This window comes from Heliorestis acidaminivorans, from assembly GCF_008933955.1.
GTDB lineage: Bacteria > Bacillota > Desulfitobacteriia > Heliobacteriales > Heliobacteriaceae > Heliorestis > Heliorestis acidaminivorans.
On sequence record NZ_WBXO01000002.1, the window covers coordinates 164,408 to 187,197 of the forward strand.

The window sequence follows — 22,790 nt, forward strand, 5'->3', positions numbered from 1 at the left end:
TTCGCGAATTCTAACAGACGACCAAGGCGCGTTTGGGGCCGGAGCCTTCTGGTAAGACAATAACCCCCTAGGGGTACTGCTTTGTGAATGCTGTTGGAGCAGGTTGTCCGTTCAGGGGTTGTCCGTTCAGGGGTTGTCCGTTCAGGGGTTGTCCGTTCAGGGGCTGTTCCTTCAAGGGTTCTTGCCTAGAGTTCTTGGTGCGCTTGTTCCCTAGAGGTTCTTAACGGGGTTGCCAAAGCCGCCGTCTTCTTGGGCTGTCTTTTTGCTGTGACATTTCTTGCATAAGCTCTGCCAGTTGTTCTGGTCCCAGAAGAGTTTGATGTCACCATTGTGCGGGATGATGTGATCGACTTCGGTGGCTTCAGTAACTCGACCGGCTTGCAGGCAGTGGGCGCAAAGGGGATGGGCTCGTAAGAAGGCTTTGCTCTTTTTGTGCCACCGGTAGGTGTAGAGCTTGCTGTTTTTCTGATTATGCTCTTTGGTTATTTGTCTTTTATGGCTATCGCAATAGCGGTCATGGGTTAGTTCGTTGCATCCTGCATAGCTGCAGATGTGTTTTGGTTTCCAGGGCATGATGGATCACCTTTTCTTGTTTACAGGCATAGAAAAAGCCCTCAAGCGTTTTTGCTTCAAGGGCTGGTCTTTCAAGAATGCTGCGTTTCCTAAGAATCGGGGCGATCTAGCTTAGGCTTATCCTACAGCATATGGTGTTCTTGTGCTTTTTCTTATGCCTGGTCAGTTTATAGATTAGCAGATTTTCGAGTCGCTTACAGTCGCTTTTAGTCGCTTCTTTTCAAAAGGGCTTCAATTTCTTTTAAGGCTCTGCCGTGGACTCGAAAGACCCAACTGCGGTCGTAGCCTAAAGTCATAGCGATCTCGTCCCAGGTCTTGCCGCTGATGTAACGCAGTTCTAGAAGAAGGCGGTAGTTCAAATCGCTGACCTCGTTGATTGTAATCAGGATCTCTCGTTTCAGATCGACGAAGCGGTCGATGTCACGGTTGATCTCTTCTCCCAGATCAACCACTTTGATGATGGCTTGTTCCATCGTAGAGTTGATGCTTTTGCCACCGGATACTTTTTCTTGACCGATGCTTCTGCTTACTTTCGTTGTTAAACTCTTTAAGTACTCTAATTGTTCTAGCTTGCTGTTGATCATTTGATCGAGCCAAAGGGCTTGAGATAAGTATTCTTTGGCATTCACCTAGCTCGCCTCCTCTCCTTCTAACAACTCCATGCGGCCGTCGTAGTAGAGTTCGATGATTCGCTCTCGAGTCAATTCATCAAGAGAGTTTATTCGCTCAAGGGCTTTTTGTCTGTCTTGCTCAAATTGTTTCTTCGTTTTATAAAAAGCGCATTCAGGGTCTTGGCATTTTCTCACGTTGAGGATTTGGCATTTGCCTTTGTAGTAGCCAAAGCAATTGGACTCGTCCATCTTAACGATGACCTCCTCTCGGTTTGCAGGAACTGGTGAAGTAACGAATCGGTATGTTTTGTCTCTTTGCTTCTTCGATTTCTACGGCCATGCCGGAAGATATGTGTCTACCGAAAACCCAAAGTTCATGACATTTGCTAAGCAAGACCATGCCCATCTCAATGCCTAGCTGGCGTTCATTCGGGTCATCTTCAAAGAGAAATTGCGGGTACATGAGATGAGGAATAATAGGGACGACTCTTTTGGTGACAGCAAAGCGGCCGTAACGTTTGGCTCGTTCGGTGTTGCCTTCAATGTCGCCAGCGAAGGGACTGCAGATAAAAACAACTTTTCTCTTTTGCTCTCTTTCCACATTGTTCAGGGCTTCAAAAGCGGTAGGGTCTTTATAGCCTTCACTGTTGTAGAGACTGTTGGTCATCTCAATTCTCCTCCTTTTGTTGATCGATCGTCGCTTTGACCGCTTCCATAAGGGCTCGTTGACTGGTGTCTTTTGTTTCTAAAGCTTTCATGACGCGTTCGTCGATGGTATCTTTGGCAAGGATATGATGGATCACGACTGTTTGCTTTTGTCCTTGTCGATGCAATCGGGCGTTGGCTTGTTGATATAGCTCTAAGCTCCAGGTAAGGCCAAACCATACCAAAGTGCAGCCACCTGCTTGCAAGTTAAGTCCGTGTCCAGCGGATGCAGGATGAATTACAGCTAATGGAATTTCCCCATCATTCCACCGCTTAATGGAACCGGCGCTATCTAATTTCTCCGCCGGAAACCGTTTTAAGATTCGCTCCAGATCATGTTTGAACCAGTAAGCTACTAATACCGGTTTGCCGTTAGCTGCTTCGATTAAATCTTCCAAGGCATCCAGCTTACGGTCGTGTATTTGCACCACACCGCCATCTTCGTCATAGACAGCACCGTTGGCCATTTGCAGCAATTTACCTGACAGGGTTGCAGCATTAACGGCATCAATCTCCCGGCCCTTTAGCGGTAGTACCAATTCCTGTTGTAGTGTCTGGTAGTTCTCCATCTCGTTCTCCGATAACTTAACGTGTATTTCATTCAGCACCAGTTCCGGTAGTTTCAAGTAGTCGGTGTTCTTCATGCTGACGGTGATGTCGGAGATGAGCCGGTAAGTGGCTTCCTCTGCTCCCGGTTTGGGCTTGTACGAAAATATCACTTGCCGGTTTCGTTTATCCGGTACGAAATAATCCTCTCTGTATCTGCCAATAAAACGTCCCAATCTCTGCCCCATATCTAGGAGACGGAACTGGGCCCATAAGTCCATCAGACCGTTAGCCGATGGTGTTCCCGTAAGTCCAACAAATCTTTTTATTACAGGTCTCACTTTTATAAGGCTTTTGAACCTTTTTGTCTGGTGAGATTTAAAGGAACTCAGCTCATCGATAACAACCATGTCGTAGTCAAAAGGAAGTCCGCTTTTATTAACTAACCAGTCCACGTTTTCCCGATTGATAATATAGATGTCAGCTTTTTGCAGTAGCGCCGCTTTCCTTTGGGCTTCGCTTCCAATGGCCACCGAATAAATCAGTCCCTGCAGGTGATTCCATTTCTCAATTTCTGCTGGCCATGTATCCCTGGCTACCCTAAGAGGGGCAATAACTAAGACTTTACAAACCAAGAAGCTATCCAGGGCCAAGTCAAAGATTGCCGAGAGGGTGATCACTGTCTTACCTCAACCCAAGCCCATATCGAGAAATATCGCCGCCACTGGCTTCTCAAGAAGATAGTCAATGACATACTGCTGATAATCATGCGGTATGAACTTCATCTGGCATCACCCCCTGTAATCTCTGAGATTATCTTCTGTATCTGCTTCCCGTCATCCAAAACATAAACCTTAAAGCCCAGCTGCCGTAACATCCTGTGCCGTTTTATCTGTAAAGGTCGGGGTTTCATCCCGTGCCTCTTAACCTCAACAAAAGCCATTTTGCCTCCCGGGAATAACACCAAGCGGTCAGGCATCCCGCTTAGACCTGGACTAATAAACTTCGGCGCTATTCCTCCCTCTGCTTTAACTACCTTAATTAGCTTTTGTTCAGTATATTTTTCAAGCATGTCCGCCTCCTTAGCATCGGGGATAAGTGGGTGTGCAGGTCGTGCAAGTCATATATATAACTTTATATATAGTCTATTTTTTTTAAGCTCTAAGAGAGGTTTAAGAAACGACCTTCACGACCTGCACACTTAAGGATAAATAGACTACTCCAGAAATTCCGACTTCAGCCTTAAACCCTTTACAATCACACCTTTTCGGGTTTTTTGTCTTGTAAACTCTGCTAATTCCAGGGCAGTGTAAAAATCTGCTGTGCTTCTTGTGTACTCCCCAGTTCTTATGCAAAAGGCACGATATTCATCATAAACCTCTCCAGATTTTTCTACATAGCTTTCATCTAGCTCGCAACATTCCTCAAGAAAATGGGCCAGCCAGTCATTATTTTCCTTATAAGCGACAATGGCCTCTTTGACTTTTTGGGGAGGTTCTATCTTGTAATTTTCCTTTATTACTTTTTTCGCACCCTCGATTATCCAGCTAAGTATCGCCCCGCCCGCCTGCTCGAAAAGGTAATCACCGTAGTTTTTAACATCTTGTTTGCCTTCAATCTTGGCTGCAAACGGGATGACGATTAACCTTCTCCATGTACCTTGATCAATGGCTCCCACCTTTGGTAGGTGATTGGTATAAAGCACCAACGTATGGCTTGGAATATAGCTGAAAGGATCTTTATATTTCTTTTCCGCATAGATTTCGTCAGTGGAGCAGAGCTGTTTAACATTAGAGGTGTTAAGGCGCATGCCTTCTTCCATTTCCGCTGCAATCAGTAGCCTTTTTCCCTTTGCTTCAGCCAGCTCCGGTTTTACATTTCTCCTACAGCCAACGGTCAGTATGTCTGCAGAAATGTTGCCGCTATAGGTGCCAAGCACCCTGGAGACTACGTTCCAGAAGGTAGATTTACCATTGCGGCCTTCTCCATAGGCAATAATTAAAGCCTCCACGTAAACCTTACCAATGGCAGCAAGTCCTACTACTCTTTGCACATAATCAATTAAAGCTTTATCTTTTAAGAAGAAGGTATTTAGTGCGTCCACCCATTTATCTAAACCTAATGCCTCGGGTTCAACCGCTGTTTCTTTGGTAATAAAGTGCTTAGGATCATGCTCCACCTTGGTGCCAAATCTTAAATCATAGGTAGCTTTTGGCGTGTTTAATAAAAACTCATCTGTATCAAGATCTCCTTGCCTAATTTCCAGCATGGGTCGGGCTTCTTTTAGTGATGCTGCGATATACTTTGTGTCCCGGCGTTTAATGGCATAATTTCTATACTTGTTAGCAGCCTCGTACATATTAAAGGCATGGGACTGTTGTTTATTAAAAGCAGTTGCTGCCTTTTTCGCCCCCATCGTTGCCAATAGTACAGCTGCTCCGTTTTTCACCATTTCATCCATTGCCTTTTTCATTTCTGCTTCAGCTTCTTCCAATTGTCTGGTGGTAAGTTCCTGAGCTATTGCCTGTGCTTTTGGCTTCGATTCCTCCCAAAAGCTGCCGTTATAGACAATGAAATCTGTGGACGGAGAGTACCTGAGTTTTTCCCCATACTCCCTTGCTAAAACAACGGCTTGCCCCACATCCGAAAAATCAGCCGGTTTTAATAAACTATCTGAGTTGTAGACCTCCGGTGGAATATACCCGGCTTGTGCAGCTACCTTTTTCCCAAAGTTGACTGCACTATTCCAGATAATTTTTAATTCACTTTCCTCCAAAGGTGGATTGCATTTTTCCGCTTGTTTTAGAAACCGAGAATAGGCTTCTTCGGTATTGCCAAAGCGCTTAATAACTCTCCCGGCATAATGGGACATGGTGCTATTACGTCTTCCCTCGGGGATTTCTTCTTGGCTTTCGTCCCAGTCAGCAAAACTGGCTTCAGCTAAGAATTCTTTAACATTCCTATCCCCTTTAGAAATCTCAACATCTCCATGATCGGAGCCAAAAATTAACCTAGCACTGTCAAGAGCGTTTGTATCAAAGAAGGGAAAACTTGATGCAACCTCTTGTTTTAAGGTAGCGTATTCTACTTGGTCATTAATTGTTGGAATCATAAAATACACATGAAACCTGGGCCTCGGGGACTTGTTACCTTTTTGCTTCATATGGTTTCTGCTATAGGATATGGCATAGGAAACCCCGGAGAAGGCTGTGGCAACATCAGCAGCAAAAACCCAGTCTTGGGGATCATCTGAGTGGTCATTATCACAATCAAGCACAATATTGTCGGCCTTTATAAAATTGGTATTGCTTCGATAATTGTCCTTATACTCGGCACTGACATGGTCAAACTTGATGGCTTCAAGAAAAGAACCCCTATCCTTAATTACCGCCTTTTTAGGGTATGTGCAGTTTGAAAGGTTTCCCGTACAGTCCGCCGTGTAAAGGGTAAATTCAATCACTCCAAAGCCTCCTCACCTTTAACATAGAATTTCTACCTCCTCGAATTTGATTTTGGCCTTCACTATCCTCAGGACAGAAGGCACAGTTTTGAGTACCTCCTGTCAATCTTTCTGATAAAAATTACATTCAAAACCGTCGGCTTGCAGTAAGAGTCCCTTTGCCCAGGGTGGGATTAGGCTCATCTGTTCACATACAGCTTCAACTGACATTTGCTTATCGGCTTCGATGACAACTTCATCGTGGATATGTAGCACGATAGGGTAATGCCGAAGGTTCTGCATGGCATAACAGAGGATATCCCGACTGACTGCTTGAACGATGTTTTCAACAAATTTTGGCCCGTATGACTCCAGTCGTTCCCACTTTTTGGCTCCACCGACACCCTCATAGGTGATGAAATCGGAACCGAAGCGGTTAGTACCAATGCGGGGCTTCACGTAGGCAAGCCGTCTGCCAGAAGGCAATATGATAAAGAGCATTCCGCTCCGATAAGAAAAGCGGATACCGTGTGTTTCTGTGGTGGTGCGCTCCTTGACCGCTTTCATGGCGGCACGGTCAACATCCCACCAAAAACGTACAATGTTTGGATTGGCAGCCCGCCATGAGGTAACGAGGGGTTTAAGTTCATCTTCAGTGATTCCCATTTCCAAAGCGCCCATTGCTTTTAGAGCGCCCACTGAGCCACCGTATCCTAAGGCCAGTTCGGCTATTTTGCCTTTTTGCCGGAGGTGACCATTGACCCCATTCTTTGCTACCGGAACCCGGAACATTTGAGAAGCGGAAGCACAGTAGATATCCCCTCCGGATGCAAAAACCTCGTTACGCCATGGCTCCTTAGCCAGCCAGGCAATAACCCTGGCCTCGATGGACGAAAAGTCAGCTACGATGAATTTGCAGCCTTCCTTGGGAACAAATGCCGTGCGTATAAGTTCTGACAGCACCTCCGGTACGGAATCGTAGAGCATGTCCAATGCTGCGAAATTACCGGTTCGCACTAGGCTTCTCGCCTGCGCCAAGTCAGGCATATCATTCCTCGGTAAATTTTGCGGCTGTAGAAGCCTGCCTGCCCATCGACCGGTTCGATTGGCTCCGTAAAATTGAAATATTCCACGGGTGCGGTTATCTGAGCAAACCACACTTTCCATAGCCTGATACTTTTTTACTGATGATTTAGCCAACTGCTGACGAAGTGACAGCACTTCATCAAGGGGTTTAGGTGCCGTCTCCAATAATTCCGCCACAGCTTTTTTGCCGAGGGTATCTGTCTCAAGTCCTTGGTCAGCCAGCCATTCTTTTAACTGCTGTACTGAATTTGGATTATCAAGGGCAGTGAGTTCTTCCAGCCTCCCTAGCAGTTCAGAGCGGGAGCACTCATCGGCTTTGATGGCACCTTGGACAAGGGTCATATCTAAAGCCACACCCCGGTCGTTTATCTCTTGGTCGAGGTGAAATTCATTCCATATGCTCTCTGGCACAGGAAATTTGGCTAACTTCTCCTGTACAGCCATTTCGGTTTCCACATCCCGGCGATTGTAGATTTTGAACCTTTCCCATTTGTCAGGTGCATGGATAGGTAAATTTCTCGTACGTCCGTCATTGGCGATGGTTGGTTTACATGGGGTGCAAAAGTAGCGAATAAGGTCTTTGCCTTCTGTCAGCTTTTGTTTCTCTAACCCCAATACCACACCTACACCTTCAAGGGAGAGGGGGAGTCCCATATAGGCCGACCAGACCATGGTGCAGCGCCAAGGCCTTGGGTCTAAGTATTGGCCTGTGGGCATACCCAACCACTTAGACAGACAAATCCGCTCGAATTGACTATTAAAGGCCCACTTTGTAACGTTAGGGTCGGTTAGTGCATTGATTATTTCTTCTGGCAACTTATCACCGGATGCAAGGTCAACTACCTGCACTTCGCCGTCGTCAAGGGAGTAGCTAAAGAGCAGGATTTCAAAGTTTGGAGATTCCGTGTAGCGGTAGACCCCACTTTTAGTGAGGTCTACATTGCTATACGTTTCGATATCGATATTGAGCGTTCTCACGAGAGGAAGTCCTCGTCATCAACAGTAGCAAAGTCGTCTTCCGGTCTACTCTTGCCACCTAGAGGTTCGCCGTCACGAATTTTCTGCAGGTTGTTTAACCCGCAGGCAATTCCTTTGTTGCCGTTGGAATTAAAGGCGTAGAAGTTAATGCTTGCTCTGCCATAGACACCGCTGTAAACCTCTGATCGCTCAAGGATAGGCTGGCGATCGGCATCCACGATGCCTGGTGCAGTTGAGGAATTGGCATTAATAAAATAGGCATTGGCATAAGCGGGATCGTCAGGCCTTTCGGTATCGCCGTCACGAAGAGGGGTTTTGATAGCGGAAAGGGGTGGCACGGTTCTACCGTTACCTTTCAGTTTGGCTTCGCCCTCATGATAGGCAGCTTCAATGGCAGCCTTGATCTTGGCTACTGTTTGGGTGTCAGACTTAGGAACGATAAGAGATACTGAAAACTTTGGGGCACCGCCGTTAATTGACTTGGCCTCCCAGATGTTGGCGTAAGACCAGCGAGTGTTAGGGCCGGTAATAACTTTCATAGGGTTTTTAGACATATGATTTTCCTCCTTAAAATTCACTAAAGTCTTCTTTGGCTGTATTGATAGCCGGGCGTTTATCGCTCTCCGGCGCAAGAGTCGGTTTGCCTTGGGGCTTTTGGACAAGCCCACCGAGTAGTTCAGCAAATCTGGTTTTGCCCAGAGCTTTCTCCATGGCGGTGATACCCATAACCTTGCGTTCATAGGGGTCATAACCTGCCGCTTGCACCGCCTGGACCACCGCATCTTCATTGATGTACTTGCGAGTACTTCTACCTGCGACAAGCTTCCAGCCGCTCCACTCTTTACCGCCTAAGGCAGCTTGCAGAGCATAATCTTTGATGTCATTTGCCCACGATATGAGGGAATCTATTTTGCTGAGTATGTCTTCCACCTCATCGTCTTCCAACAAGGGGGGAAGCTTGAAGTCATAGCGGGCGAGTTCCATGTTAAAATCGGCTCTGGTCCGGCACTCATGCTTTGCTTTACAAAACTGGCACCACTCTCCACACTGGAATTCCCCGTTCCCGGCAAAGGCCAGTTCAGCGGCGGGTTTTAGCACTTCCTCAGCCCACTGGTACAAAGATTCCTTAAACACTGTGTGGGTAGAAACATTGTCCCGGCGGGGCTGGTAAACAGTCATGGAAACACTATGGATGTCGTAGATGCCGTCGAATAATTCCAGCGCTCCCAGTGCGTACAACTTCATCTGCGGATTGCCCTCGGCTTGTACCAGAACCCCTTGGCCGTGTTTGTAGTCCACAACATGGAGAATCCCGTCACCGATAACAATGCAGTCGCCTGTACCAAAGCCACCTTCAACGTATCTTGAGTAGTCAAGCTGCTGTTCAATAAGTACAACCGGGTCGGTGCAGGTTTGCTTTGCCGCTTCGACCAGTTCTAAGATGTAAGCAGCATAGCCGTCTGCACATTCCTCCATCTCTTCGCTGTAGTAGTTAAGGTCAGGGGTAGGGTCTTTGGCATCTATGCCCAGGGCTTTTTTTAATTTGTACTCGCAGAGTAAGTGAGCAGCTGAACCCTCGGCAGCATAGTCGCTGCCTCTATCCGCGTAGCTTTCGCAGAGCCTCACCGATGGCGGGCAGTTTAACCACCTGTGGGAGGAGGATGCCGAGAGTAACGCATGCTTACCCATTGCCAAGCACCTCTGCTTCCGCAAGCAGTGCAGGGTACTTGGCCGGATCAATTTCCGACAGCTTGGCAGCACCGTGCTTTTCTAAAAGTGCCCGAACCTCGGCGGTATGACCGTTGCGGGATTTCTCTGCCAGAACTGCTCTAACCGCTTCAAGGGTGAGAGGCTTTTCTGTCGGTGCAGGAGTTTCCGTCTTTTGCTGGTCCGATGCCTGGGTACCACCGCTACCACTAAAAATGTCTGCAAGGGTGTCTGCTGCGCTAATAAGTGATTGGGCAGCATTCCTAAGTTCTGTTACCACCAGGGGTAGTTCACTCGTCTTGCCCATCCGGTTTCCCTCCTTTCTCCATAAGTGCGTCCTGCTGCTGAAGCGTTAATAGCTTTTTAGCCAGACGCCGGGACACGACACTGATGGCAGTCAAAATACCGGCTAGTTCTTCATCTAGTTCCTGATCTCGGAAGTTCGTGTCTTTGTCATTTGTTTGTGGCTGCATATCGTTACCTCCGTTTCCGAGGGAGATTGTTTTCCCCTCACCATCCACAGGACAGTTGCAGTAGTTTTGAGTACCAAAGGATGAGAATTCTTTTTACGGAAACTGCCCTCTAATATCCACAGGACATTAAAGGGCAGTTTGAGTACTTATTTATTGGAAATCTTTCAACTGCTGGCGTAATTGGTCAAAAATCTTGGGTTTTCGCTTATTCACACCTTTTTGGGAAAGTCCAACTTTAGCGGCAATTTCCCTCTCTGACAGGCCCTCGCCATACAGTTCAGCGATTCTGCGGTTTTTTGGGTCCAGCTCGTTAAGGGCGGTTGCCAGCTCTTCAAAGAGCAGCTTGTCCGCTATCAGTTCAGCAACATCGATGGAATCGGTCACTTCGAAGCCGTCCTCAATAAACTTGTCCAAACTGAGGACACTGCCTGTCCTATCTCTATCGCACTTGCTGCAATCTTTTGTGCAACGGTTTCCTTTCTCATCTCGGCACCTTTTTTCACGCTCTTTGCGCTTGCGCTCTGTCCAAACTGGCCGCTTGTAAGCACGGTAAACCTCTTCTGTAACTGGGATTTCCTGACCGTCAATTGTCAAGAAATACTCTTTTGTTGACTGCTGATTGTCATTGATTAGCATAAAATTAGCCCCTTTCTCCAGCGAGAAAAGGGCATAATAATCAGCCAAAAAACTCGCCGTTTTTTTTAACGGGAGCCTTTCGGCTGTTTAACTTTAACGAAGGAGCTTGTCCTCCGCTTCTAAATCTAGTTTAGGGGATAAAAAGATTGCCGTGGAGGACACCTCATGCCCTGTTGTCAAAGCAGCTATTTAACAAAAAAAGAGCCATACACAAAACCTAAATAGGCTTCATGTATGGCTCTCATATAAAAAAACGGACATCCCGTGCCCGCTTTTCTAAAAATTTACCTTATAATGGTTCAGCTCCTTGTTGTAGTAAGAAGGTTCGAATTTCTTCTACCGTTTTTGCGGGAGGGAGACCGTTTGCTTACCTCCCGCAAGGAAGACGTTCTCTCCCCTGGTTGCCCTATGTCTGGTCGTTTATCCAGCTCAGTGTCGCTCAGTTAAAAAGTATAGCTTTCTGGATAAAGTGCCCATTTTCCTGAGCCTTTTATCTGTTTTCGTTGCAGTGCTATGTCTATTTTGTCCGCACAATCAGGTGCGTCTGAGAATCTTCAGTTTAGGAAATTCATTGCCTGCAATTTAGCAAAATAAGAATATTGCGAAAATTCCAGACCTATGGAGAACTAGTTTCCATAGGGGAGCCCCTAGTATTAAGGAATCCTGTATTAAGCACTCACCATCAAAGCCAGCTTCTCTCCCCTAGTCTTTTTTTCAACCACAATCGCATACTGATCAGTGCCGAACTTTTGTATAGCCCTCACCTGCATTGGCGCTTTGTGCTTGTTTATAGAAGTTACCTGGTTAGACGAATACGAGGTTGGATTGATATGATTTTCCCCATGAAGGTATTGTTTGTCCATTGGTTACAGGCCTCATGTGTTATCGATATTACCATTAATTTTTCTAAACTCTAACTCTTCGAATTCTTCTAATGCTTTTCTTGATGAATCTAGATATTTATCTAAAATTTCAAGCATGTCATCTAATGATTCCTTTGATTCTTGACATATATCTTGGAATTCCTCATGAACACTATCCATAGCCTTCTGAACATAACCTTCTAAATACTCGTCATAGGCTTCTGCACTATATTCATCTTGAATTATCTGAATTGCTCGTTCCGAAGAATCAAAACAAGCTAATTCGTATACTTCTTCATTAGAAGATACATCTTCAAATTGATTCTCTAAAGTTCTCAAAGCCTCATAATAATCGTTTAAGTCATCTAGGATGTATTCTTCCTCGGTCAAGTGATCTGATGCATCACAAATCGTACCCATAAGTTCTGAACATTTATCTAGCTCTACAATAATGTTATCTATTGTTTTTTGGTTTAATCTTTCTTCTGTGTCATTATAGAAGTATCCTTTTCCATCTAAATCATCATAATAAGAGTAAATTTGATCAAACAATTCTCCTCTAAGAGCAAACAAGTTTGATAAATGCATTTTTATTTCCAGTAACAATGGAAGATAATCATATTCAAAATATGGTGTTGATGACTTCTCTAGTTCTTTTGTGATTTCTTCTTTCAAGAATGTTATAAAATCTATATCTCGACTAATAATACCGAATTCAATGTTATATACGCTTTCCTCAGAATAATTTGCTGAGCCAACATATGCTAGATTATTTGTCATTATGATTTTTCCATGGTTGTCAAAATTAAAGAAAACACTAACTTTCTCCCCAATACTGTCGGGTTTCAGTTTAGTCAGATAAACATTTATCTTCTTCCTGGCTGTATTCTTATAAGCATCTCCATAATATGTGTCCCATCTCGAAGGGATATTCGTAAATATACTTATTTCTGCATCTGAAGACGCTTCAGACAATTTTTGGATGAGCAGCAACTGTTTCTCTGAGATATTGTAAGTAACAATAATAATTTCTTCAGCATTTTTAAAATCATCTAAGACTTCCTGATACCCTAACTCATCCTTAGAATAAATGAACTTCGCATCAGACAAAAAATATTCTTTCTTCAATGAATCCCCTCCATTCACTATACGTTTTCACATTTATTAACAAGTCATCACACCAACTCATCCATGAACGTCAGAATCCACGCATTTTAATTGAAAGCACAATGTAAAAACCCGTTTTTCAATCAGTTAGAACTTTATACATCTAACTAATTCCCAGATTATGGACTCAGGGGTTTTTGCGCGATTTACGTCGAATCTCGTCTATCATAGTGATAGGAAGGTGGAGAGGTTCTATGGATTTTTTTACAGAAGATCGATTGGGCACAGCCTTAGATGCCATTTCAGAAATCAATCAGCGGGAAGTTTCTTCCCGTATAGCTTTGAATGACTTAGGCATATTCGCTTGGCTCTAAAGATACATCTTCGATAACAGAAGAAGATTTTTCTGGATCTTTTACTGCGTCTGTCAGCCATATGTTCCATTTCTTACCAGACGATAGCGAGGTATGAAAAGTATAGGGAGCTATTGATGAGATTGTGATCATGAGAGTCTTATTTTCGTCCATTTTTAAGGATGTAATTATACCTTGGGTATGTTTCTTTTCTGTCATTAAGGAATCAACTCTCCAGATGGTCGGGTTGTTAGCTTTATTCCATACTCCTTTTCTATAGAAAAATCTTTATACATCCTGTCTAACCTCCGTCTTCTCTGTCTGCTAAGGTGAAATGGATGTGAATTCCCAATAATGATTTTTTTATCTTCAAAAATGATTGACTCAGCAAGTAACTTTTTACATTTTGTTTTATCAGTAAAGTACGTACTTTTATCAAATGCATAATCAAACGCATCTTCAGTAAATGTACTAGACTCTTTAATAGTTTCAATAATATCCATTAAGTCTATAAGGCCTTCATGAGGATAAATCAATCTTCCTTGGTCCATTCTTTCATATATTTCTTTTGATAACTTTTCCGAATGGCGGAATCTTAATTTTTCGAAGGTGCTATCTTCCTGAAGAGGAAATTCATCCGTCATTTTTATGCCATACCCATGCTGCATATGGCACCTCATAAATGGCTGAAAGCCAATTGGCAAAACATCATTAATTAAATTTTTTGCATCCTCATTGCTTGAGTGTTGACCAGCATTATTAAACATACTTTGTGTACTAACTTGCCATTGCGGTATATGAAAAATCATCCCGTACTTCGTGCCTTCAGTTTTCTCGGTCATTTCTTTTGTTAAGGGTTTCCAGCTTTTTTCCTCTCCGTCATAATAGCAGGTTGCAAAAAATAAGGCTACATTAAAATCATTTGTAATATCCAGCCAATTTGTCTCCAATCCGTAATGCTGTGCCAAAGCTTCAAATAAAACATCACTATAACGTGTTGCCCAGTTTTTTACAAAATCAAATTCAAATAAAAACATCCCAAACTCTGCGATCCGCATATCTGCAACAAGCTTATAAAGTTCTTTATCAATCTCTCTATTATACTGATTAAGCGTTCTAATTAATGATGGAACACTCTTTGAAAATATTTGATTTTCTCCACGGTAATAGTTATTTCTTTCTGCCTGTCGAATAACCACACCATGTGGGTACTGCATGATGAAACCCGATGTTTTCGGGTCCCTATAAAGAACTTCTTTATAAAATTCAAAGCGTAAATTACTTGGATTATCAGAATAAAAGTTTTTTCCGGCATAACTATCTCTAGTTACTGCCTCGCACTCTTTTGCATCTTTTTCATTCTCATGGAGAAGTGCTTTAATATCTTCATATGTGATATCAATGATTCTATTGTCTAGTTTATCAGTGTATCTTCTTGAAATATATTCACTCATATACTCACTCCAAGTATCAGATTGAGCAGCCATCAGGATCCACTTTCAAATCCACGGCCTGTGTTTTCCTAAAACTGAATGACGTATTTGTTCATCAAACTCTTAATCTTGCTTCCCTCCAACAAACGATCATCTGGACCTATTTTACTTGGAGGAATGTTCCTTAACGCCTCTTCCATAGGACTCAAGCCTTGAGAAACTCAGATGCCTTCTTCATTATACTTCCTTCTACAACTGTCCTCGTTCCATCTGCAACTTGAAGATCGCCAACCATCATTTCTGATGAACACCTTTTCAATTCATATAAGTCGCTAGTGCTTTCAATCTGTTGAATTGTATTGCCAAGTATTTCTCCTGATATATCTAATTTCACATCGTAAATTATTCCATTAACCAACTGATCCTCTTGCCAGTCTCCTTCTTTACCCTTTTTGCCATTGAGTAAATATTCAACGCCTTGCCCAGACCGCTTGCCGGCATTAAAGCATCCTTCGTATTCTAGAAATCCTTCTTCATGGAATATTTTGGCCTTACCTTCTACAATGCCATTTTCATCAAATAAAGCGTCGCAGATTATGTTTTCTGATTCATCATAAACTTTGTAACGATTATCCGGCAAAATTTCAAATACTTTCTTTCCTTTAGAACTGTATTTAACTCCGTTGGTGAAAGTTCTTTTGTTGCTCACATCAAGTAAATTAAAGATTTGAATTGCTTCTTTCGACATGATATCATCGAAGTTGCTTAAACTTTTCATGTAAAAATAGTACATAGGGTAAACAGGTACAGTTATTAATCGGAGCAACTTGTCCACTGATCTTTTTGCATCCCAAGGGTCTCCGTTTTTCTCGTGGTCAGCAATATCTTTGAGCGTTTCCATTATCTTGTTGAAATAAAGAAATTCTTCTTCAGAAAGCAAATGGCCAATGGCCGCTATCATGCCTATGTGATTATCAGTAATTCGAATAAAGTCAAAAGTTTCCCAATCATTGACGTATTTGCTTTTAACGGCTCTATGAATGCCATTCTCTAATAGGACAAACAAAGTTCGCTTTACTCGTTTGATTTCTTCAATTTCAGCACGTTTTTCATTATTGCGCTCTAAACGGTAGATAAAATAAGCTAGTATTATTGTTGCTTCTATCGTTAACACTGCCAAATATAATCCAATATATGTACTTGATGTCATCGTTCCGGAAAAATCCAAGGGTATACTTAGAGGATGATGCGGCAAAGCACTCGCAATCAATTGGAGCGAGTGCAGTGTTATGGGGAGCAGTATTGAGGGGAGAAAAATTGTCCCGATTATAGTTAGAATGACCCACCTCTTTTTCAATATGTGTATCCCTCTTTCATGGCTTGTTGCTCTGTTGGTCATTCTTGTAGGAAAATGTAAGCTTTATCAGGTTTGTCATCAGTTGAAAGGGTCTCCGCCAGTTAGGGTGGTGAAAATCCATTCGATGGTAATCTTAGTTACTGATTGGTAATTGCATCGCAATCAAAAACCGGAATCTGTAGAAGGTTTATTCTTAAATGTCAAACATGGGGTCGGTTATCTTCATATAAATAAATAAGACCAATGTTGCAAGTTTTTCGTTACACATATTAATATCCACAAGTCCATGCGCAAATATATTTCTTAAGTTATACCCAGATTGGTCAACAAGTATGAATTGAATAAATTTATGGAAGTCTACGTCAATAGCCTCTTTGATATCAGGTCGCTCTAAAAATGAATTGAGAGTTTCTTCATGTTGTGCATTACCTTTTTTAATGGTTGTTGTCGCATATCCGGCTTTCGTAAACACTTTCCTTATGCAAGCTTCAAGCTGAGGAAGTAATATATGTAAACTACTAACATAATCACCTTTAAAATATCTATTGATACCTATTTCGACAATATCATAATTCGAATCTTCGATCATCCCCCAATTTCTCAATACAGATAAAATATCTGATGCTTGTAAGTCTTTATCATTTTTGAGTATATTGAATATTGGCATTAAATAAAATTCAAGAATAATCGTCATGTTAATTGAGTAATTCTGATTAACATAAAAGAGAAATTCATCTTTATCGTCGGTCGTTTGAAGTATCTTTTTTCCTTCATTTACAATGGTTGGCTGTATTAACTTCCTATGCAATAAGTTGTTTTGATTTTTAGTCATTTTAATTATCTCACACAAGGATGGTATCATTGACACATCCATCTTTAAAGTTTCAATAATTATTTCTTTAGGGTATTCTTTATATTTGGAAATTCTTTCTTCTAAAGCCGTGAATAAACATTCTGGAATTTCGGTCTTTATTATATGCGTTTCAAATTCACCTTTTTCCACTGCCTCGTTATAAGCTTGTCTTATATTTACTTTCATTTCTAAAACCTTATCTTTATTTCCGATGTTCGCATAATGTTCCAATGCTTTTTCTAAAAAGTGAGCTTCTACAATGCTAGATTTATCAATTCTATTTTGTTGATATTTAGATTCTTCCTCAAAAGATAGTCCGATTTTGTTTAAATAATAGTTTACTTCTTCTTCGCTAGATTTCATATATTTGTGCCATCTTAATATCTCATTACAAAATAAACGCACGTAATGGTAATCCTTGTTTTCCCAATAGAACCCTATTGTTTCAGATAATTTCATATTTAATTCAGCGATATCTTTTTCAGTTAACAACGAATTTGTTTTCTTAGAACTTGCGATTTGATAAAAAAATCTTGAGGGTTCTAGAACCCATCTTTTATCACTTTCAAAAGTATTATCGACAATCTTTTTTAGATTATTTATTATAGTGGTAATCTGTTTTTTTAATCCTAACCGTATGGATACCTCAATAGACCTAGCTACACAGTCGTAACACGATAAATAGTTGCTTCTTAATAAATATTTTTCTGCTAATTCAATTAACAGAATTACTAGTTTCTGACCGATTATAAATTTATCTTTTTTGTAGATTTCACCTCGATAATCAAATAATATGTCAGCATATCTACTTTTCAGAAATAAGTTATTTGAGTTATCTAACCGCGTTTTATAATAATCTAATTGTTCTTTAGTAAATAAATCGATATTGAAAGCTTGGATTTCAAATCTTCTTGTATACGGTTCTTGTCCATAAGGTTTTTGAGGATATAGACGCATAGCTTCAATTTCAAACTGCATATATTTTGCAATTTCAATTTTATTCAATTGAAGAGCCAACTCTTTCACACCAGAGAAATAAGTAGATGCTGTGCCTAAGTGTTCGAAATAATCCATGTTCTCAATATGATTTATACTTTCTAACAAACGAGTGTCATCTTCCACAAAACCACTCCCTCAATAAATTTTCTTCCCAACTAGAGTGCGCTTAATAAACTTCCTCACCACCCTTCAAATGACAAAACCAGCCTAAAACAGACTGTTAGGCACAGCCTCGGCTGGTTAATTGCGACAATGTTTTCACTTGCACAGCTTTATAATAGCACATTTCCAATCATTGGCCTATCGAAAAATGCCATATCTTTGGTATTTTCTTGGCAACCGGTGTTTATCAACATAGGGCAACCAAGAAAAGAACTCTGCAAATCTTTTATTTTAGGTATCAATAATTAAGAATACTCTGAAAATTCTACACCTCAGTTCTTCCTAAAGCCCATCAGGAGCCCCCTGTGCAGAGGACTCCCTGAATTCTTATCTTGACCAAACAACCTTTCACAAACTGGACAATAGGTCGATTTATTTGACGCTTCCATTCCAAGGAAGAACAGATAAAGACTTTTGCACAAAACAACGCAGTCCGTCTTGAAAAACCTAAGCACTCACCGTCAAAGCCACTTTCTCTCCCCGAGTCTCCTCTTCAACAGTCTTCACCAAGTAATTCAAAAAGTCTTCTCGTAAGTCATCTCTTGAAAGAGCAAAATCCACCGTTGCTGCAAGAAGCCTTGCTTGTCGCCTACATCGTACCTGCGTCCTTCGAAGATATAGGCATACATGGCTTCTTGCTGGGCCAGTGCTTTTAAGGCATCGGTGAGCTGAATCTCTCCGCCTTTACCAGGCTCTGTTCTTTCTAAGATTTCAAAGATAGCTGGGGTGATGACATAGCGACCGAGGATGGCGATGTTCGAAGGCGCTTCATTGATAGAAGGCTTTTCTACTAAGCCTTTGACTTTGTAGACGCGATCTTCGATATGCTTGACATCGACGATGCCGTACTTGCTTACATCTTCTTGGGCGATCTCTTGCACGCCTAAGATGGTCGTTTTGTATTGGTCGTACATTTCCACCATTTGTTGCAGACAAGGTTTTTCATTGACGACAATGTCATCTCCAAGCAAAACGGCAAAAGGTTCATTGCCGATAAAGCTTTTGGCACAGAGAATCGCGTGGCCTAGGCCTTTTGGTTCTTTTTGACGAATGTAATGAATGTTGACCATGTCTGATATGTTACGAACCGTTTCTAGTAGCTCTTGCTTACCCTTGGCTTCAAGCTCTAGTTCCAGTTCGACGGATTTGTCAAAGTGATCTTCGATGCTTTTTTTGTTTCTGCCCGTGATGATCAAGATCTCTTCACATCCCGACATAACAGCTTCCTCGATGATGTATTGAAGAGTAGGCTTGTCCACTATGGGCAGCATTTCTTTTGGTTGCGCTTTGGTGGCTGGTAAAAACCTTGTTCCCAGGCCAGCGGCTGGGATGATTGCTTTGCGTACTTTCATTTGTGATCCTCCGTGAGACTTTATTTAGAAAAACCGTCTGGATTGTTCTTGTGCCAATTCCAGGCGTCTTTAATAATCTTCTCTAAAGATCCGTATCTAGGCTCCCACCCTAATACCTTTCTTGCTTTATCTGATGAAGCAACCAATACGGCTGGATCTCCTGCTCGTCTTTCTTTTAATTCATCAGGTATAGGATGTCCTGTTACTTTCCTAGCAACATCAATAACCTCTTTTACAGAGTAACCATTGCCATTCCCTAGATTGAATATATCGCTAGAGCCATCTTTTCTTAAATACTCTAAGGCTAAATAATGGGCAGAAGCTAAATCCATTACATGAATGTAATCTCTGATACAAGTACCATCTTCTGTAGGGTAGTCGTCACCAAAAATAAATATCTTATCTCTCTTTCCAAGTGGTACTTTCAATATAAGTGGAATTAGGTGTGTTTCTGGATCATGATCTTCACCGATCGTTCCGCTTTCGTGGGCACCAGCAGCGTTAAAGTATCTAAGTGAAACATATTTGATTCCATAAGCCTGTTCAAACCATTTCATCATTTTTTCCATGGCTAATTTTGTTTCGCCGTATGTATTGGTTGGGTTGGTTTCATCATCTTCTAATATAGGAATGTTCTTAGGTTCGCCATAGGTGGCTGCGGTTGATGAAAATACTATCTTGTTAACATTGTTATCTTTCATGACGTCTAAAAGACACATGGTTCCATAGACGTTGTTATGATAGTATTCATAGGGGTTTTTCATGCTTTCGCCAACTAAGGAGTTAGCGGCAAAGTGAATCACCGCCTCTATATCATGTTTCTTAAAGACTTTATCCAGAGCTTCTTTGTCTCTAAGATCGATTTGATAAAAATGCTCTACATCTACTGCATTGCGATGTCCACTTTGCAGGTTATCAACTACGACTACTTCTTGGTTTTGTTCTAAAAAGAATCTCACAGTATGTGAGCCAATGTATCCTGCTCCACCGGTTATTAAAATAGACATATCAGACAATCATCCTAACAATTCAAGCTTTAGAATTATTGATGGTCTAGAGAAATATTAAATCTGTTTATTTCACCCCATAATACTCCACATACCAATCAGCAAACTTCTGAAGACCTTCCTCAATTGAAGTCTGCGGCTTAAATCCTACGGCTTTGTGTAACAGATCGGTTGAAGCATAGGTGGCTGATACATCGCCTGGTTTGATGGGTTCGTAGGCTTTATTGAATTCTATCTTACGTCCTGTAGCATTGCTTAAGGCTTTTTCTAGTGTTTCAATGAAGACCATCAGCTTCTCTGGGTTGTTGTTGCCGATGTTATAGACCTTATGAGGTACAGAGTCTGTTGGTGCTTTGCTGATCAGTCGTTCGATACCTATTACGATATCATCTATATAAGTAAAGTCGCGGTAGAGGTCATTGTCAAAGTCGCCGTTGTTGAAGATCTGAATGGGCTTTCCGGCGAAGTATTTGTTGGTGAAGCTGAAGTAGGCCATGTCGGGTCGGCCCAGGGGGCCGTAGACGGTGAAGAAGCGTAGACCTGTGGCTGGGATTTTGTATAGGTGGCTGTAGGTGTGGGCCATGAGTTCGTTGGATTTTTTGGTTGATGCGTAGAGTGATACGGGGTTGTCTACAAAGTCTGTCTCTTCAAAAGGCACTTTTTTATTGGCTCCGTAGACAGAGCTGGAGGAGGCGTAGACGAGGTGTTCTACGGGGTGATGGCGGCAGGCTTCTAAGATGTTGAAAAAGCCGATGATGTTGCTTTGGATATAGGCATCAGGATTCTCAAGAGAATAGCGGACACCGGCTTGGGCGGCTAGGTTTACGACGACTTGAGGTTTGTGCCTTTCAAAAAGGTGGGTGATGGTGGCTTTGTCAGCAATGTCGGCTTTGATGAAGGTGAAGTTCTTATAGGGGTTGAGTTGCTCTAAGCGTGCTTCTTTGAGGGTTACATCATAATAATCATTCATATTATCAAGGCCGATTACTTGGCAGCCCTGATCTAGGAGTTTTTTCGATAGGAAATATCCGATGAACCCTGCTGCTCCGGTGATGAGATATCTTTTGCTCGGCTCAAGAAGCTTGTATGTCAAGGTTCTTCGACTCCTTTTGGCTTTCTCTTTGGACAGCTTCTCTTCCTATAGAATGATACTCTACGCCTGCTTCTTTCATTGCTTCGATGGCGTAAATGTTTCTACCGTCAAAGACCAAAGGTGTTCTCATGCATTTCTTGTAGGTTTCAGGGGCTACTGCTTTAATTTCTCCCCATTCGGTGAAAATAAAGCAGACATTGGCATTGTCTAAAGCTGCTTCTACATTGTCAACATAAGTTATCGTTCCTCTGCCATTTTTTCCTTCTGGATAGACTTTCGCAAAGTTATCAGCGCCGACAGGATCGTAAGCGTAAATGTCGGCGCCTTGTTCTAGCAAGAGAGGTACATTTTCTAGTGATGGCGCTTCTCTTAAATCGTCTGTTCCAGGCTTGAAGGTTAGGCCGAGGACGGCGACTTTGAGGCCGTTGAAGGTGATCAGTCTTTTGCTGGCTTTTTTATAGAGCATTGTTTTTTGGTCATTGTTTACATCGATGGCTGCTTTGATGGTTCGTAAGGCATAGCCATGTTGTTTGGCCAGGTACTCTAAGGCTTTGGTGTCTTTGGGGAAACAAGAACCGCCATAGCCGATGCCGGCATTTAAGAATTTGCTTCCGATGCGTTCGTCATAGCTCATGCCTTGGGCTACGTCTTGAATGTCGGCGCCGACGAGTTCGCAAAGGTTGGCGATGTCATTCATGTATGAGATTTTCAGGGCTAGAAAATCGTTGGATGCATATTTGATCATTTCGGCTGAACGTCTGTTGACAGAAACAATGGGTAAGTGAAAGGGTGCATAGATTTTCATCAGGAGTTCTTCGGCCCATTTGCTTTCTGTGCCTATGATAATTCTGGCGGCTTCTAAGGTGTCTTTGACGGCTGAGCCCTGGGCTAGGAATTCGGGGTTGGAGGCGACTTCTACTTTTACATTATGGACTAAAAAGTCTTGGATAAACTGCTCTACTTTGTCATTCGTTCCCACTGGAACGGTTGATTTGACGACGACGAGGCAGTCTTTTTCAATCGTTTCGGCGATTTGTCTGGCTACGGTTGCTATGTAGGAAAGATTGGCAGAACCGTCTGGTTGTTCGGGTGTACCGACGCCGATGAAGATGGCATCGGCATCTCTGTAGGCTTCTCTGTAGTCGGTTGTGTAATCAAGTCTTCCAGCGGCGTAGTTCTTCTGCATTAACTCTTCTAGGCCTGTTTCGTAGATGGGGGAAGTTCCGGACTTCATGAGTTTTACTTTGTTTTCGTCAATGTCTACGCAGGTTACCTGGTGACCTATTTCAGCGAAGCAAACGCCGGCGACGAGGCCGACATAGCCTGTTCCTGCTACTGCGATTTTGAACATTGTGTTGTCATCCTTTGCTTTTTTTGTTATTTACTAAAAAACATGGTCGTCTTCATCATGTTCCTTTTTAAAACCATTGTACTACTCAGAATAAACAGGGCTAAAA

Annotated in this window: 21 protein-coding genes and 2 pseudogenes; 1 reads left to right on the forward strand and 22 read right to left on the reverse strand. The window is 42.3% G+C overall.

Going from position 1 to position 22,790, the window contains the following annotated elements:
* Positions 1–83 precede the first annotated feature (83 nt).
* Complete coding sequence (locus F9B85_RS15015; RefSeq protein WP_423245046.1) at positions 84–224, forward strand: pentapeptide repeat-containing protein; 141 nt, start codon at positions 84–86, stop codon at positions 222–224.
* Here F9B85_RS15015 and F9B85_RS03700 read toward each other — a convergent pair.
* The 22 genes and pseudogenes from F9B85_RS03700 to F9B85_RS03805 form a co-directional block, all read right to left on the reverse strand.
* On the reverse strand, positions 211–573 hold the full coding sequence (locus tag F9B85_RS03700) for an HNH endonuclease (protein ID WP_151618665.1): 363 nt from the start codon (positions 571–573) through the stop codon (positions 211–213). The two genes, F9B85_RS15015 and F9B85_RS03700, sit on opposite strands and share 14 nt — an antisense overlap.
* A 206-nt stretch (positions 574–779) precedes the next feature.
* Positions 780–1,202, reverse strand: coding sequence for a DUF1492 domain-containing protein (locus tag F9B85_RS03705; protein WP_151618667.1), 423 nt, complete (start codon positions 1,200–1,202; stop codon positions 780–782).
* Entirely contained in the window at positions 1,203–1,433 is a 231-nt protein-coding gene (locus F9B85_RS03710; RefSeq protein ID WP_151618669.1) for a hypothetical protein, read from the reverse strand.
* 1 nt (position 1,434) lies between these two features.
* Entirely contained in the window at positions 1,435–1,851 is a 417-nt protein-coding gene (locus tag F9B85_RS03715; protein WP_151618671.1) for a DUF7768 domain-containing protein, read from the reverse strand.
* Between the two features lies 1 nt (position 1,852).
* Positions 1,853–3,220: pseudogene (locus F9B85_RS03720) on the reverse strand (SNF2-related protein).
* Positions 3,217–3,507 (reverse strand): VRR-NUC domain-containing protein, encoded by a 291-nt coding sequence (locus tag F9B85_RS03725; RefSeq protein ID WP_151618673.1) that lies wholly within the window; start codon positions 3,505–3,507, stop codon positions 3,217–3,219. The pseudogene F9B85_RS03720 and the gene F9B85_RS03725 overlap by 4 nt, the downstream one beginning before the upstream one ends.
* 144 nt (positions 3,508–3,651) lie before the next feature.
* Positions 3,652–5,895 (reverse strand): phage/plasmid primase, P4 family, encoded by a 2,244-nt coding sequence (locus tag F9B85_RS03730; protein ID WP_151618675.1) that lies wholly within the window; start codon positions 5,893–5,895, stop codon positions 3,652–3,654.
* 102 nt (positions 5,896–5,997) lie between these two features.
* The gene (locus F9B85_RS03735) at positions 5,998–7,938 is read right to left on the reverse strand and encodes a DNA polymerase (RefSeq protein ID WP_151618677.1); all 1,941 of its coding nucleotides are present in this window, start codon (positions 7,936–7,938) and stop codon (positions 5,998–6,000) included.
* Positions 7,935–8,492, reverse strand: a complete 558-nt coding sequence (locus F9B85_RS03740) for a DUF2815 family protein (RefSeq protein WP_151618679.1) — start codon at positions 8,490–8,492, stop codon at positions 7,935–7,937. The genes F9B85_RS03735 and F9B85_RS03740 overlap by 4 nt, the downstream gene beginning before the upstream one ends.
* Positions 8,493–8,505: 13 nt before the next feature.
* Entirely contained in the window at positions 8,506–9,627 is a 1,122-nt protein-coding gene (locus F9B85_RS03745) for a DUF2800 domain-containing protein (RefSeq protein ID WP_207707030.1), read from the reverse strand.
* Complete coding sequence (locus tag F9B85_RS03750) at positions 9,620–9,952, reverse strand: DNA ligase (RefSeq protein ID WP_151618683.1); 333 nt, start codon at positions 9,950–9,952, stop codon at positions 9,620–9,622. Before F9B85_RS03750 ends, F9B85_RS03745 begins: the two co-directional genes overlap by 8 nt.
* Positions 9,936–10,118: a hypothetical protein gene (locus tag F9B85_RS03755; RefSeq protein WP_151618685.1), complete on the reverse strand. Its 183-nt coding sequence runs from the start codon at positions 10,116–10,118 to the stop codon at positions 9,936–9,938. The genes F9B85_RS03750 and F9B85_RS03755 overlap by 17 nt, the downstream gene beginning before the upstream one ends.
* Positions 10,119–10,268: 150 nt before the next feature.
* Positions 10,269–10,754, reverse strand: coding sequence for a sigma factor-like helix-turn-helix DNA-binding protein (locus F9B85_RS03760; protein ID WP_151618687.1), 486 nt, complete (start codon positions 10,752–10,754; stop codon positions 10,269–10,271).
* An 875-nt stretch (positions 10,755–11,629) separates the two neighbouring features.
* On the reverse strand, positions 11,630–12,745 hold the full coding sequence (locus F9B85_RS03765; protein WP_151618689.1) for a phospholipase D-like domain-containing protein: 1,116 nt from the start codon (positions 12,743–12,745) through the stop codon (positions 11,630–11,632).
* Positions 12,746–13,074: 329 nt separating this feature from the next.
* Complete coding sequence (locus F9B85_RS03770; protein ID WP_151618691.1) at positions 13,075–13,296, reverse strand: hypothetical protein; 222 nt, start codon at positions 13,294–13,296, stop codon at positions 13,075–13,077.
* The gene (locus F9B85_RS03775; protein ID WP_151618693.1) at positions 13,296–14,564 is read right to left on the reverse strand and encodes an FRG domain-containing protein; all 1,269 of its coding nucleotides are present in this window, start codon (positions 14,562–14,564) and stop codon (positions 13,296–13,298) included. Before F9B85_RS03775 ends, F9B85_RS03770 begins: the two co-directional genes overlap by 1 nt.
* Before the next feature lie 151 nt (positions 14,565–14,715).
* Complete coding sequence (locus F9B85_RS03780; RefSeq protein WP_151618695.1) at positions 14,716–15,720, reverse strand: toxin-antitoxin system YwqK family antitoxin; 1,005 nt, start codon at positions 15,718–15,720, stop codon at positions 14,716–14,718.
* A 340-nt stretch (positions 15,721–16,060) separates the two neighbouring features.
* Entirely contained in the window at positions 16,061–17,842 is a 1,782-nt protein-coding gene (locus F9B85_RS03785; protein WP_151618697.1) for a DUF4209 domain-containing protein, read from the reverse strand.
* Positions 17,843–18,328: 486 nt separating this feature from the next.
* Positions 18,329–19,233, reverse strand: a pseudogene (gene galU, locus F9B85_RS03790) (UTP--glucose-1-phosphate uridylyltransferase GalU).
* Positions 19,234–19,253: 20 nt separating this feature from the next.
* Positions 19,254–20,240 (reverse strand): UDP-glucose 4-epimerase GalE, encoded by a 987-nt coding sequence (galE, locus tag F9B85_RS03795; protein WP_151618699.1) that lies wholly within the window; start codon positions 20,238–20,240, stop codon positions 19,254–19,256.
* A 67-nt stretch (positions 20,241–20,307) separates the two neighbouring features.
* The gene (locus tag F9B85_RS03800; protein WP_151618700.1) at positions 20,308–21,333 is read right to left on the reverse strand and encodes an SDR family NAD(P)-dependent oxidoreductase; all 1,026 of its coding nucleotides are present in this window, start codon (positions 21,331–21,333) and stop codon (positions 20,308–20,310) included.
* Positions 21,314–22,684, reverse strand: coding sequence for a UDP-glucose dehydrogenase family protein (locus tag F9B85_RS03805; protein ID WP_151618702.1), 1,371 nt, complete (start codon positions 22,682–22,684; stop codon positions 21,314–21,316). The genes F9B85_RS03800 and F9B85_RS03805 overlap by 20 nt, the downstream gene beginning before the upstream one ends.
* Positions 22,685–22,790 lie beyond the last annotated feature (106 nt).

What these genes read in the sequence shown, in the direction of transcription:
- F9B85_RS03725 (WP_151618673.1), bottom strand. Translation starts at nt 3,507, where the DNA reads ATGCTTGAAAAATATACTGAACAAAAGCTAATTAAGGTAGTTAAAGCA.
- F9B85_RS03745 (WP_207707030.1), bottom strand. Translation starts at nt 9,627, where the DNA reads ATGGGTAAGCATGCGTTACTCTCGGCATCCTCCTCCCACAGGTGGTTA.
- F9B85_RS03750 (WP_151618683.1), bottom strand. Translation starts at nt 9,952, where the DNA reads ATGGGCAAGACGAGTGAACTACCCCTGGTGGTAACAGAACTTAGGAAT.
- F9B85_RS03710 (WP_151618669.1), bottom strand. Translation starts at nt 1,433, where the DNA reads ATGGACGAGTCCAATTGCTTTGGCTACTACAAAGGCAAATGCCAAATC.
- F9B85_RS03700 (WP_151618665.1), bottom strand. Translation starts at nt 573, where the DNA reads ATGCCCTGGAAACCAAAACACATCTGCAGCTATGCAGGATGCAACGAA.
- F9B85_RS03805 (WP_151618702.1), bottom strand. Translation starts at nt 22,684, where the DNA reads ATGTTCAAAATCGCAGTAGCAGGAACAGGCTATGTCGGCCTCGTCGCC.
- F9B85_RS03760 (WP_151618687.1), bottom strand. Translation starts at nt 10,754, where the DNA reads ATGCTAATCAATGACAATCAGCAGTCAACAAAAGAGTATTTCTTGACA.
- F9B85_RS03770 (WP_151618691.1), bottom strand. Translation starts at nt 13,296, where the DNA reads ATGACAGAAAAGAAACATACCCAAGGTATAATTACATCCTTAAAAATG.
- F9B85_RS03775 (WP_151618693.1), bottom strand. Translation starts at nt 14,564, where the DNA reads ATGGCTGCTCAATCTGATACTTGGAGTGAGTATATGAGTGAATATATT.
- galE (WP_151618699.1), bottom strand. Translation starts at nt 20,240, where the DNA reads ATGTCTATTTTAATAACCGGTGGAGCAGGATACATTGGCTCACATACT.
- F9B85_RS03780 (WP_151618695.1), bottom strand. Translation starts at nt 15,720, where the DNA reads ATGACATCAAGTACATATATTGGATTATATTTGGCAGTGTTAACGATA.
- F9B85_RS03715 (WP_151618671.1), bottom strand. Translation starts at nt 1,851, where the DNA reads ATGACCAACAGTCTCTACAACAGTGAAGGCTATAAAGACCCTACCGCT.
- F9B85_RS03755 (WP_151618685.1), bottom strand. Translation starts at nt 10,118, where the DNA reads ATGCAGCCACAAACAAATGACAAAGACACGAACTTCCGAGATCAGGAA.
- F9B85_RS03740 (WP_151618679.1), bottom strand. Translation starts at nt 8,492, where the DNA reads ATGTCTAAAAACCCTATGAAAGTTATTACCGGCCCTAACACTCGCTGG.